The 12565-nt window shown below is 65.4% G+C and carries 12 protein-coding genes; 8 read left to right on the forward strand and 4 right to left on the reverse strand.

Annotated features, from left to right (window positions below):
• Positions 1–256: 256 nt before the first annotated feature.
• The 4 genes from CQW49_RS16425 to CQW49_RS24705 all read left to right on the forward strand — a co-directional run bounded on the left by CQW49_RS16425 (position 257) and on the right by CQW49_RS24705 (position 5304).
• Entirely contained in the window at positions 257–3274 is a 3018-nt protein-coding gene (locus tag CQW49_RS16425; RefSeq protein ID WP_003613867.1) for a 2-oxoglutarate dehydrogenase E1 component, read from the forward strand.
• Positions 3275–3276: 2 nt separating this feature from the next.
• A complete protein-coding gene (odhB, locus tag CQW49_RS16430) occupies positions 3277–4536 on the forward strand; it encodes a 2-oxoglutarate dehydrogenase complex dihydrolipoyllysine-residue succinyltransferase (protein ID WP_099831810.1) in 1260 nt (419 codons plus the stop codon).
• Between the two features lie 125 nt (positions 4537–4661).
• On the forward strand, positions 4662–4931 hold the full coding sequence (locus CQW49_RS16435; protein ID WP_003613075.1) for a BQ00720 family protein: 270 nt from the start codon (positions 4662–4664) through the stop codon (positions 4929–4931).
• A gap of 148 nt (positions 4932–5079) precedes the next feature.
• The gene (locus CQW49_RS24705; RefSeq protein ID WP_003613073.1) at positions 5080–5304 is read left to right on the forward strand and encodes a hypothetical protein; all 225 of its coding nucleotides are present in this window, start codon (positions 5080–5082) and stop codon (positions 5302–5304) included.
• Between the two features lie 6 nt (positions 5305–5310).
• Here the strand turns inward: CQW49_RS24705 and CQW49_RS16440 are convergent, their stop codons facing one another.
• The 3 genes from CQW49_RS16440 to CQW49_RS16450 all read right to left on the reverse strand — a co-directional run bounded on the left by CQW49_RS16440 (position 5311) and on the right by CQW49_RS16450 (position 7854).
• A complete protein-coding gene (locus CQW49_RS16440) occupies positions 5311–5595 on the reverse strand; it encodes a hypothetical protein (RefSeq protein ID WP_155931253.1) in 285 nt (94 codons plus the stop codon).
• Positions 5596–5700: 105 nt separating this feature from the next.
• Positions 5701–7107 carry a Do family serine endopeptidase gene (locus CQW49_RS16445; RefSeq protein ID WP_003613069.1) on the reverse strand — a complete coding sequence of 469 codons (1407 nt, stop codon included), beginning with the start codon at positions 7105–7107 and terminating at the stop codon, positions 5701–5703.
• 75 nt (positions 7108–7182) lie between these two features.
• Positions 7183–7854 (reverse strand): spermine/spermidine synthase domain-containing protein, encoded by a 672-nt coding sequence (locus CQW49_RS16450; protein ID WP_003613067.1) that lies wholly within the window; start codon positions 7852–7854, stop codon positions 7183–7185.
• A 182-nt stretch (positions 7855–8036) separates the two neighbouring features.
• Here CQW49_RS16450 and cysS point away from each other — a divergent pair, with 182 nt between their 5' ends.
• Complete coding sequence (gene cysS / locus CQW49_RS16455) at positions 8037–9494, forward strand: cysteine--tRNA ligase (protein ID WP_003613066.1); 1458 nt, start codon at positions 8037–8039, stop codon at positions 9492–9494.
• A gap of 185 nt (positions 9495–9679) precedes the next feature.
• On the opposite strand, the gene CQW49_RS16460 is transcribed toward cysS, so the two are convergent.
• Complete coding sequence (locus CQW49_RS16460) at positions 9680–10051, reverse strand: endonuclease domain-containing protein (RefSeq protein ID WP_003613065.1); 372 nt, start codon at positions 10049–10051, stop codon at positions 9680–9682.
• A gap of 61 nt (positions 10052–10112) precedes the next feature.
• Between CQW49_RS16460 and CQW49_RS26120 the strand changes: the two genes are divergently transcribed.
• The 3 genes from CQW49_RS26120 to cimA are packed head-to-tail and all read left to right on the forward strand — an operon-like array spanning position 10113 to position 12342.
• Entirely contained in the window at positions 10113–10247 is a 135-nt protein-coding gene (locus CQW49_RS26120; RefSeq protein WP_003613064.1) for a hypothetical protein, read from the forward strand.
• Positions 10247–10750, forward strand: a complete 504-nt coding sequence (locus CQW49_RS16470) for a GNAT family N-acetyltransferase (RefSeq protein WP_003613063.1) — start codon at positions 10247–10249, stop codon at positions 10748–10750. The genes CQW49_RS26120 and CQW49_RS16470 overlap by 1 nt, the downstream gene beginning before the upstream one ends.
• The gene (gene cimA, locus CQW49_RS16475; RefSeq protein ID WP_003613062.1) at positions 10747–12342 is read left to right on the forward strand and encodes a citramalate synthase; all 1596 of its coding nucleotides are present in this window, start codon (positions 10747–10749) and stop codon (positions 12340–12342) included. The genes CQW49_RS16470 and cimA overlap by 4 nt, the downstream gene beginning before the upstream one ends.
• Positions 12343–12565: the final 223 nt, after the last annotated feature.

Genomic DNA, 12565 nt, shown 5'->3' on the forward strand with positions numbered 1-12565 from the left:
ATGATGCGCGGGCCTCGTGGCGCGCGGTATATGCTCCTTCTCCCGCGTAGCGGGGGAGGGCCGGGGAGGGGGCTTCAGGAGCCCCCGCGCTCTTGTTCATGCAAACAATCGGAAGCCGGAGCCCGGCGAATGACGAGCAAGCCGACGCCGCGAGGCGCCGGCCTCTCGTCGTCTCCGGTGCGGAGCGAAATCGTAAGGAAGCGTAAAAAAGATTTCGCTCTAGTTGATGCGAGCTCGACGCTCGGGAGATAGAAGAATGGCGCGTCTCGAGACGAATGGCGGTTCGGCGGGAAACGCTCCGCAGCCCCGAAGGAACGCGGCTGCGCAGAGCGAGGCTCTACAAGGAGTCGACGCCGCTTATATCGAACATCTGCTCACGGCCTATGAGGCGGATCCCTCCTCGGTCGGCCCGGCGTGGCGCGAGTATTTCGCGAGCCTCGGCGCGACCGGCGAGCCGCGCGGGCCGGCGGGCCCGTCCTGGGCGCGGCCGGGCTGGCCGATGCAGCCGACCGACGAACTCGCCTCTGCGCTGGCCGGCGGTGAGTCGGCCAAGCCCGCGCCGAGCAAGGCCGGCGCCGAAAAAGCGGCCGCGCCTTCGGCCGAGGAGCTTCAGCGCGCCGCGCGCGACAGCGTGCGCGCGCTGATGATGATCCGCGCCTATCGCATGCGCGGCCATCTGCACGCCAATCTCGATCCGCTCGGGCTCGAGCAGCGCCAGGATAGCGAGCGCCAGGATCATGGCGAGCTGCATCCCGGCACCTATGGCTTCACCGACGAGGACTATGATCGCAAGATCTTCATCGACGGCGTGATGGGCATGAAATACGCCAGCGTCTTCGAGATGGTGGCGATCCTGCGCCGCACCTATTGCGGCCCCATCGGCTATGAGTTCATGCATATCTCCAATCCGGAGGAGAAAGCCTGGATTCAATCCCGCATCGAGGGACCGAAGAAGGAGATCGCCTTCACCGCCGAAGGCAAGAAGGCCATTCTGCGCAAGCTGGTCGAGGCGGAAGGCTTCGAGAAGTTCCTCGACGTCAAATACACCGGCACCAAGCGCTTCGGGCTCGACGGCTCCGAATCCATCGTGCCGGCGCTGGAGCAGATCATCAAGCGCGGCGGCGCGCTGGGCGCGAAGGAGATCGTGCTCGGCATGGCCCATCGCGGCCGCCTCAACGTGCTGTGCCAGGTCATGGGCAAGCCGCATCGCGCTCTGTTCCACGAGTTCAAGGGCGGCTCCTTCCTGCCGGACGAGGTCGAGGGCTCGGGCGACGTCAAATATCATCTCGGCGCGTCGTCGGACCGAGAGTTCGACAACAACAAGGTGCATTTGTCGCTCACCGCCAATCCGTCGCATCTCGAGATCGTCGATCCCGTGGTGCTCGGAAAAGTGCGCGCCAAGCAGGATCAATATCATTGCGCCGACAATGAACGCCGCTGCGTGATGCCGCTGCTGATCCATGGCGACGCGGCCTTCGCCGGCCAGGGCGTCGTCGCCGAATGTTTCGGGCTCTCGGGCCTGAAGGGCCATCGCACCGGCGGCTCGGTGCATTTCATCATCAATAATCAGATCGGCTTCACCACCTATCCGCGCTATTCGCGCTCCTCGCCCTATCCGTCCGATGTGGCGAAGATGGTCGAGGCGCCGATCTTCCATGTGAATGGCGACGATCCGGAGGCGGTCGTCTACGCCGCGCGCGTCGCGACGGAGTTCCGCCAGCAGTTCCAGAAGCCCGTCGTCATCGACATGTGGTGCTATCGCCGCTTCGGCCACAATGAGGGCGACGAGCCGGCCTTCACCCAGCCGCTGATGTACAAGAAGATCCGGTCGCATAAGACGACCTTCGATCTCTATGCGGAGAAGCTGATCGGCGAGGGGCTCGTCACGCGCGACGATGTCGAGGCGATCAAGACCGAATGGCGGCAGCGTCTCGAGCAGGAGATGGAGGCGGCGCAATCCTATCGGCCCAACAAGGCCGATTGGCTCGACGGCCGCTGGGCCGGCGTGAAGCCAGGCTATCAATCCTCCGAGGACGAGCGTCGCGGCAAGACCGGCGTGCCGGTCGAGACGCTGCGCCGCATCGGCGACGAGCTCACCAAGGTTCCGGAGACCTTCCACATCCACCGCACCATCCAGCGCTTCCTCGATTCCCGACGCGCCGCGATCATGAGCGGCGCTGGAATCGACTGGGCGACGGCGGAAGCGCTGGCGTTCGGCTCGCTGCTGGCGGAAGGCTATAATGTGCGCCTCTCGGGCCAAGACAGCGAGCGCGGCACCTTCTCACAGCGCCATTCCGTGCTGGTCGATCAGGAGGACGAATCCCGCTATCTGCCGCTCGATCATCTCGGCCAGGGGCAGGGACGCTTCGAGGTCATCAATTCGATGCTCTCGGAAGAAGCGGTGCTCGGCTTCGAATATGGCTATTCGCTCGCCGAGCCGCGCTCGCTGGTGCTGTGGGAGGCGCAATTCGGCGATTTCGCCAATGGCGCGCAGGTGATCTTCGATCAGTTCCTGTCGGCGGGCGAGCGCAAATGGCTGCGCATGTCCGGCCTCGTCTGCCTGCTGCCGCATGGTTATGAGGGCCAGGGGCCGGAGCATTCGTCGGCGCGGCTCGAGCGCTATCTGCAGCTCTGCGCCGAGGACAATATGCAGGTCGCCAATTGCTCGACGCCGGCGAATTATTTTCACATCCTGCGCCGACAGCTGCATCGCGACATTCGCAAGCCTTTGGTGCTGATGACGCCGAAATCGTTGCTGCGTCATAAGCGCTGCGTCTCGCGCCTCGAGGACATGGGCGAGGGGACGATGTTCCACCGCTTCATCTCCGACGACGCCGAGCTGCATCCCTCCGACAGCTTCCGCCTCGCGCCGGACGATCGCATCGCCCGCGTCATCATGTGCTCGGGCAAGGTCTATTATGATTTGCTCGAGGAGCGCGAGGCGCGCGGCGCCAATGACGTCTATCTGCTGCGCGTAGAGCAGCTCTACCCCTTCCCGCTGAAGGGCCTCGTCACCATGCTGTCGCGCTTCAAGCAGGCCGATGTGTTCTGGTGCCAGGAGGAGCCCAAGAATATGGGCGCGTGGTTCTTCGTCGAGCCTTATCTCGAATGGGTGCTGACCCAGGTCGGCGGCCAATCGAAACGCGCGCGCTATATCGGCCGGCCCGCCTCGGCGGCGACGGCGGCCGGCACAATGTCCAAGCATCAGGCGCAGCTTCGGGCCTTTCTGGACGAAGCCTTTTCAGCGCGCGTCTCTTCTTTGGCGGCGGAGTGAACATGACGGAAATCCGCGTTCCCACGCTCGGTGAATCGGTCACCGAGGCGACGATCGGCCGCTGGTTCAAGAAGGCGGGCGAGGCGGTCGCCGCCGACGAGCCGCTGGTCGAGCTCGAAACCGACAAGGTGACCCTCGAGGTCAACGCTCCGGCCGCCGGCGTGCTCGCCGAGACCTTGGCCAAGGAGGGCGAGACGGTGACGCCGGGGGCCCTGCTCGGCCAGATCACCGATGGAGCCGGCGCCGTCTTCGCCCCGGCTCCCGCCCCGCGCGCGGCGCCGGTCGCGGCCGCTGTCGCGGCGCCCGAAACCGTCGCGGCCGGCGCCGGCGCGACGGTCTCCGAGGCGCCGAGCCGTCCGCCTGCCCCGTCCGCCGCCAAGATCGCACGCGAGCAGGGCGTGGATCTCTCCGGCGTCATAGGTTCCGGCAAGCAGGGTCAAGTGCTGAAGGAGGATGTGCTGGCGCTCGCGGCGAGGCCCGCGCCGGTCGCGCCGCCGCCGGCGCCCCTTCCCCCCGTCAGCGCGCCGCCGGCGCCGCGCCCCGCCTCCGCCCCCGGCGACGTGGAGCGCGAGGAGCGCGTCCGCATGTCGCGCCTGCGCCAGACCATCGCGAGGCGCCTGAAGGAGGCGCAGGCCAACGCCGCCATGCTGACGACCTTCAACGAGGTCGACATGTCGGCGGTGATGGCGCTGCGCAACCGCTACAAGGATCTGTTCGAGAAGAAGCATCATGTGAAGCTCGGCTTCATGGGCTTCTTCGTGAAGGCCTGCTGCAAGGCGCTCGAGGAGGTCCCGGCGGTCAACGCCGAGATCGACGGCGCCGACGTCATCTACAAGCATTATTGCCATATCGGCGTGGCCGTGGGCACGGATAAGGGCCTCGTGGTGCCGGTGGTGCGCGACGCCGACCGGCTCAGCGTCGCCGAGATCGAGAAGGCGATCGGCGAGTTCGGCCGCCGCGCTCGCGAAGGCCGGCTCGACCTCGAGGATCTGTCCGGCGGCACCTTCACCATCTCCAATGGCGGCACCTATGGCTCGCTGATGTCGACGCCGATCCTCAACGCCCCGCAATCGGGCATTCTCGGCATGCATAAGATCGAGGAGCGCCCGGTGGTCGTCGCCGGCAAGATCGAGATCCGGCCGATGATGTATCTCGCCCTCTCCTACGACCATCGCATTGTCGACGGGAAGGAGGCGGTGACCTTTCTGGTGCGGGTCAAGGAGCAGCTCGAGGACCCGGCGCGCATCGTTCTCGACCTGTAGCGTTAGCAGAACGAGAATCCTCGGCGCCGCCCCTAACAATCCGGGGCTACGATGTACAAATATCTCCTGTGCTACGAAGGTAGGCGCCCGTAAGGCGGGTCGTACCGACCGCCGAGGAGAGTGTCATGGAAGGCAAGATCACATACGAGAGAAAGCTCCCGCCTCTGACCACCGAGCAGTTCGCCCATCTCGGCGATGGAGCCATCGCCTATGTGCGGACCATGCGGTCGGAGGATGTGACGCGCCTCTATCCCCAGGCGCCTCCGATCCAGCCGGGCATCACCCTCTTCGCCCTGCTCGGCGCCGATGGCAGCCCGATCGTGCTCGCCGACACGGAAGAAGGCGCGCGGGCCAACGCCTGGGAGCATCAGCTGCAGACGGTGAGCCTCCACTGAACGTATGATGCAGAGCTGAAAGAGCGAGCCTGAAGGCTCGCTCTCGAGACACGTTCGTCGACGCAGCACAAGAGAAGCTGGCGGACCGACGTGACTGGTGTAAACTTATGCTGTCGGCCGGGTCACGGTCCGAGACGGGAGCGGTGTCATGAATGATTCGCGGTTCCACCGCATAGAGTCTGCGTGGCCGCGTTCCAACCTCGCTCTCGGTATTCGAGATTTTCTCCGAGCCACCCACCACCGCTTCCAGTCCATGCGCCAGCAAGCAGCCGAGCTCGACAAGATTTCGGCCGAGGTAAAAAATCTCGCAAAGTCCATGCAGGAATACAAAGCAGAATTGCGAGATTACCAAGCTTGGGCAAAAAAGTTCTGAGCGTTTTTATTTCTCTTTGCGGAGCATTTCGTGTTCGGCAATAGGATATTGTCGCAGCTCACGGTGAAGCTCGCGGAACTCTACAAGGAGATCGTGACGACGACGGTGCAGTTCGACGAGCTGCGTCGATATACGAGAGAGTCGCTCGACGAATTCAAGCGTCTGATCGAACGGCAGAGCGACAAGATCGATCGCATCGAGCGAGAGCGGATCGCCGCCGAAGCGGAATCGACGGCGCGGATCAAATATCTCGAAAGTCGCCTCGATTTGTTGAGCGAGAAAGCGCTTCACGTCGCCATGTCGGAGATGGCCGCCGAATATGCGAAGCGTGGACGGAATGGAAGCTCGGACGAGGCGCCGCCGGCCCAAAGGCTGACCGACGGCGCAAAAGGACCGCTACCCCCCCACTACCGTCGTGAACACCTGCCCGCCGCGCGCCAGCGTGATCTTCCAGTAATAGCGGCGCCCGCCCGTCGCCTGCTCCAGCTCGCGCGTCGTGCCGATCTTCTCGTCATTGATGGCGAGGATCACGTCGCCCTTCTGCAAATTGAGCCGCGCAGCGGTGGAGTCCTCGTCGATCTCGGTCACCACCACGCCGATGGCGACGCCCTGCACCGACAGCTCCTCGACCACGGCCGGCGACAGATTGACCACCGTCGCGCCGGCGAAGGGCGAAGCGCCCTTCACCTTCACCGGATCGCGCGCCGGAGTCTCCGGCGCCGGGGCGAGGCGCAGTGGCAGAAACACCGTCTTGCCGCCGCGCAGCACGCCGAGCGTCGCCTGACCGCCGAGCGGCTTGGTGGCGAGCCGATAGCCGACCGCCTCCGGATCGTCGGCCGACTGGCCGTCCACCGAGACGATGACGTCGCCGCGCTTCAGCCCCGCCTCGGCGGCCGGACCCTTGGCGATGAGATCGGCGATCAGCGCGCCGGCCGGCCGCTCGAGCCCGAGCCCATCGGAAATCTCCTTGGAGAGATTTTGCAACGTGGCGCCGAGCCACGGCCGTTTCACCTGATGGCCGCCGCCCTTGGCCGCCGCCACGACGATCTTGACCATATTGACCGGAATGGCGAAGCCGATGCCGACCGAGCCGCCGGACTTCGAGAAGATCGCGGAATTGATGCCGACGACGCGCCCGTTCATGTCGACGAGCGGACCGCCCGAATTGCCGGGATTGATCGAGGCGTCGGTCTGGATGAAGAAGCCATAGTCGGAGATGCCGACCTGCGTGCGGGCCAGCGCCGAGACGATGCCCTGCGTCACCGTCTGGCCGACGCCGAAGGGATTGCCGATGGCGAGCGTGAGATCGCCGACCTCGAGCGCATCCGAATCGCCGAGCTCCATGGTGGGGAAGGCGGAGCCCTCGGTCAGCTTCAGCACGGCGAGGTCGGTGCGCGGGTCGCGCAGCAGGATCTTCGCGGGAATCTCGCGCTTGTCGGCGAGCGACACCTTGACGTCGGTCATGCCCTCGATGACGTGATTATTGGTGACGACGAGCCCGCCCGCATCGACAATGACCCCGGAGCCGAGCGACTGAGCGGTGGGACCGCGCGGCCCTCCGCCGCCCTCGCCGAAGAAGCGGCGGAAGATCGGATCGTCCAAGAACGGGTTGACGGGCCGCTGCTCGATCCGCGTCGCAAACACATTGACGACGGCCGGGCTCGCCTTTTTGACGATCGGCGAGAAGGAGAGCACCGCGTCCGCATGCGATTGCGGCACGACGCGCGGCTGCTGCGCGAGCGCCGCCTCGCCGAGCCCGCAAATAAAAGCCGCCGCAATGAGTTGTCGCCAGAAACGTCGCATTCGCCGATCCTCTCGGGGGTAGATTCGCCGCGCGCATATTAGCGCGAAAAGCGACCGGCTCGTGGAATTCGGCGCTCAGAAAGGGCGGGCCGTGTAGACCACATGCAGCGGATCGCCGTCGACGCCGCGCGCCGCGACCTCCTGCGCGCGCCAGCGCCATCCGGCCGCGTCGAGCGCCGTCTCGAAACTGGGCGAGGGATCGGCGGACCAGACGGCGAGCACGCCCTCCCGCGCCAGCGCGGCGCGCAGGCGCGCCAGCCCTTCGCGCGAATAGAGCGCGCCATTGGCGGCGCAGGAGAGCGCATCCGGTCCATTGTCGACGTCGAGAAGCACGGCGTCGAAAGCATTGTCGGCGGAGGCTATCGTCTCGGCGATATCGCCGACGCGCAGATTGACGCGCGGATCGTCGAGGGGGCGGCCGGCGAGCGGCGCCAGCGGGCCTCGGCACCAGCCGACGATCTCGGGCAGCAGCTCGCAGACCGTCACCCGCGCCGCGGGCGGGGCGCCGTCGAGCGCAGCGCGCAAGGTGAAGCCGAGGCCGAGGCCGCCGACGAGAATGCGCGTCGCCGGCGCGTGCAGCTCTTCGAGCGCCAGCTGCGCCAGCGCCTCCTCCGAACGATGCGCGCGATTGGACATGAGGTCATAGCCGTTGCAGCGGATCTCGAAGACACCGGCGCGGCGGCGCAGGATCAGCTCGTCGCCCGCCGCCGTCCGGGCTCTGGCCAGCTCCTCCCAAATCTCGATCATCCCGCTCCCTTCGCTGCGGCGCCTTGACGGAAACCACGGGAGCGCGCATGTTAGCCCCATGCTGCGCACGCTCCGCTCCCGCATCTGTCGGATCATTATCAGCTAGCGAAATCGCTGGCCGGAGCCGTCACGTCCCTCTTCGACACAAATGACGCCCCGGGCCGGCAGGCCGAGGGGAAACCATGTCGTCCGACGCTCCCGTTTTGAAGCTCTACAACACGCTGACGCGCGTTAAAGAGGAATTCCGGCCGATCGATCCGGCCAATGTGCGCATGTATGTCTGCGGGCCGACTGTCTATGACTACGCCCATATCGGCAACGCCCGGCCGCTGATCGTCTTCGACGTGCTGTTCCGGCTGCTGCGCCAGCTCTATGGCGCCGAGCATGTGACCTATGTCCGCAACATCACCGATGTCGACGACAAGATCAACGCCCGCGCCGCCGAGCGCGGCATTTCGATCCGCGAGCTGACCGAGGGCACCAACGCCATCTTCCAGGCCGATGTCGCTGCGCTCGGCTGCCTGCCGCCCAGCGTGCAGCCGCGCGCGACAGAACATATCGCGCAGATGATCGCCCTCGTCGAGAAGCTCATCGCCTCCGGCCATGCCTATGCCGCCGACGGCCATGTGCTGTTCGACGTGCCGTCGATGGCCGATTACGGCCGGCTGTCGCGCCGCCCGCTGGACGAGATGATCGCCGGCGCGAGAGTCGACGTCGCGCCCTATAAGCGCGGCGACATGGATTTCGTGCTGTGGAAGCCGTCGAAGGACAGCGAGCCCGGCTGGGACTCGCCCTGGGGGCGCGGCCGGCCGGGCTGGCATCTCGAATGCTCGGCGATGTCGTGGAAGCATCTCGGCGAGACCTTCGACATTCACGGCGGCGGCATCGATCTCGTCTTCCCGCATCACGAGAACGAGATCGCCCAGACGCGCTGCGCCTTCGGCCACGAAGTGATGGCGAATTACTGGATGCACAATGGATTCCTGCAGGTCGAGGGCGAGAAGATGTCCAAGAGCCTGGGGAATTTCGTGACGATTCACGAACTGTTGCACACGGAGAATTTCGGCGGACGCAAATGGCCGGGCGAGGTGCTGCGCCTCGCTATGCTGCGGACGCATTATCGCCAGCCGATCGATTTCACCGTGAAGGCGCTGGAGGAGGCGGAACGAACTCTGCTGCGATGGAGAAGATTCGTCGAGTTGGCCTTGAGTCTAGATGACGACATATCCGATTTCGGACCATTACCGTCGGCATTTATGGAATATCTTGCTGATGATCTAAATACTCCGGCCGCTTTGAGCCGGATTCATGAATTAGCCCGCGTCGGGCCGACCGCCGCTCTGGAGTGGGGGGAAGAGTCAACCGCAGCATCGCCTGTTGAGCAGCAAATTGCGGCGGCGCGGCTACGGGCGGCGTTGTCGCTCTTGGGATTGCAGACGATTCTTGATCCAGCGTGGCAGAGATCAAGCGTTGACGAAGCGGAAAGCGACAAAATTAAAGAGTTAATTGAGAGACGCCGCACTGCTCGTGCCACAAAAAACTGGGCCGAGTCCGACCGCATCCGCGACGCGCTCGCAGCAATGGGCGTCGCGCTGAAGGACAATAAGGACGGCACGACGACATGGGAAGTGAAGCGGTGAGGCCCACCACCTATCCCTGTTCGCGCAATCCCTCTCCCATAGGGAGAGGATGGCCGCGGAGCGGCCGGGTGAGGGGCTACGGCGCCGGGGGCTTTGGCGGAGAGCGGGGCTCCCCTCATCCGACCCCGCTTCGCGGGGCCACCTTCTCCCCATGGGAGAAGGAGTCGCGCTCCACCACTCGGACTCTAATCGAGGCGCGGAAAAGGGCGCCTCGGCGCGCGGCAGCGGGCAATGTCCGCGGCGCGGCGGATTTCCTGCAGAACCCAGTCGAGCCGCTCTTTCACTTCGTCATTGGTGAAACGCAGCTCCAAAAATCCGTGGCTCTCGATCACCGTGCGGCGCTCCGCGTCCGAGATCGGCTGCTCCGCATGATGCTTGCCGTCGAGCTCGATCGTCAGGCCGAGCTCATAACAGCAAAAATCGGCGATATAGCCGGCGATCGGCGTCTGTCGCCGGAACTTCAGCCCATCGAGCTTCGACGCCCGCAACTCGCGCCACAGCAGCGATTCCGCGGGCGTGCTCGTGGCGCGCAATCGCCGCGCGAATGGCTTCGACATGAACGCGAGCTTCCTGCCGGATCGCATCAAAATCAAGCATCGCAACCGTGAGGAGACGTCCATGCCTGACATCGACTGGCGCAAATATCTCCCCTTCCCGGGGCATTGGGCGTCCTATCTCCTCTTCAAGCTGCTCATCCTCGCTCTCGCCGCGGCTTTCGCCTGGCGTGTGCTGAGCGCGTTCGAGGTGATCTGATGGGCCGCGCCGCCGCTCCGCCGGGCCTTCGTCCCTTTCTGCCGGCAGATACGCCGCTGCTCGCAGAACTCTTCCGCGAGAGCGTCGAGACGCTCGCCGCCGAGGACTATGACGAGGATCAGCGCGCCGCCTGGGCCGCGGCGGCCGATGACGAAGCGGCCTTCGCGCAAAAGCTCGCGGGCGCGCTGACCCTCGTCGCCTCGCTCGATGGAGAAATCGCCGGCTTCGCCTCGCTGCGCGATAACACACGCCTCGACATGCTCTATGTGCATCCGCGCGCGGCGCGGCGCGGCGTCGGCGCGGCGCTGACCGATGCGCTGGAAAAGCTCGCGCAGGCGCGCGGCGCGCGCGAGATCAGCGTCGACGCCTCCGATGCGGCGCGCGATTTCTTCGCCGCGCGCGGCTATGTTCCCTATCAGCGCAACACGCGTGAATTGCGCGGCGAATGGCTCGGCAACACGACGATGAAGAAGACGCTCGACGAAAAGGCGCAGGCGCGATGACGCGGGAACGGCTGACGATCTTCGATACGACATTGCGCGACGGCGCGCAGACGACCGGCGTCGATTTCTCGCTCGCCGACAAGCGCCAGATCGCCGCGCTTCTCGACGATCTCGGCGTCGATTATATCGAAGGCGGCTATCCCGGCGCCAATCCGCTCGACACCGAATTCTTCGCGAAGCGGCCGCAGACGAAGGCGCGCTTCGCCGCCTTCGGCATGACGCGCCGACAGGGCCGCTCGGCCGCCAATGATCCGGGCGTCGCCGCTCTGCTCGACGCCGATTGCGATTGCGTCACCTTCGTCGCCAAGGCGTGGGATTATCAGGTGCGCGTCGCGCTGCGCTCGACGCTCGAGGATAATCTCGACGGCATTCGCCAATCGGTCGCCGCCGCCGTTGCGCGCGGCAAGGAAGCGCTCGTCGATTGCGAGCATTTCTTCGACGGCTACAAGGACAATCGCGATTATGCTCTTTGCTGCGCCATCGCCGCGCATGAGGCGGGAGCGCGATGGATCGTGCTGTGCGACACCAATGGCGGCTCGCAGCCGCATGAGGTCGAGCGCATCGTCGCCGAGGTCGCGCGCGTCATTCCCGGCGAGCGGCTCGGCATTCATGCGCATGACGACACCGGACAGGCGGTCGCCGTCTCGCTCGCCGCGCTGCGCGGCGGCGTGCGGCAGATTCAGGGCGCGCTGAATGGCCTCGGCGAGCGCTGCGGCAACGCCAATCTCACCACCATCATCGCCAATCTTCTGCTGAAGAGCGATTATGCCGATCGCTTCGAGATCGGCGTGACGCGCGAGAGCCTCACGGGCCTCACCCGCGCGAGCCATGCGCTCGACGAATTGCTGAACCGCGCGCCGAACCGCCATGCGCCCTATGTCGGCGCCGGCGCCTTCGCCACCAAGGCCGGCATTCACGCTTCCGCCGTGCTCGCCGATCCGCGCACCTATGAGCATGTGCCGCCCGAGAGCGTCGGCAATCAGCGCCGCGTGCTGGTGTCGGATCAGGCCGGCAAATCCAATATCGTCGCCGAGCTCGAACGCCTCGGGCTGACGCTGCGCAAGGACGATCCGCGCCTTACGCGCCTGCTCGAGGAGGTGAAGGAGAAGGAGGCGCAGGGCTACGCCTTTGAAGGCGCCGACGCGTCCTTCTTTCTGCTCGCCAAGCGCGTGCTCGGCGAGCTGCCACATTATTTCGACATCGAGCGCTACAGCGTCGCGGTCGATCGCCGCTTCGGCGCGATCGGCGCCTCGGACGACGCCGGCGCCGAGGCGATCGTGAAGCTGCGCATCGACGGACGCTCGACGATCTCGGCCGCCGAAGGCAATGGGCCGATCAACGCGCTCGACGTGGCGCTGCGCAAGGACCTCGGCAAATATCAATCCTTCATCGAGGATGTGAAGCTCGTCGATTATCGCGTGCGCGTGTTCCAGGGCGGCACCGATGCGGTGACGCGCGTGCTGGTCGAATGCGCCGACGCCAAGGGCGAGATCTGGTCGACCGTCGGCGTCTCGCCCAATGTCGTCGACGCCTCCTTCGAGGCGCTGGTCGATGCGATCATCTACAAGCTCGTGAAGTCGGGCGCGACATAGACGTTCTTCCTTCTCCCGCGCGCGGGAAAAGGCGGCCCCGCGAAGCGGGGTCGGATGAGGGCCCGTCGAGATCGAGCGACGCGTGAAGGACCCTCATCCGACCCGACTTCGTCGGGCCACCTTCTCCCACAAGTGGCACGGCTGTCCGGGGAATGAGTCGATAAGTCGCGGGCGCATGCCTGGTACTTCCGAAGGTTTCGGGGTATTTTCCGGTTGTCGAGAC

The sequence above is a fragment of the Methylosinus trichosporium OB3b genome (assembly GCF_002752655.1).
Taxonomy (GTDB): domain Bacteria; phylum Pseudomonadota; class Alphaproteobacteria; order Rhizobiales; family Beijerinckiaceae; genus Methylosinus; species Methylosinus trichosporium.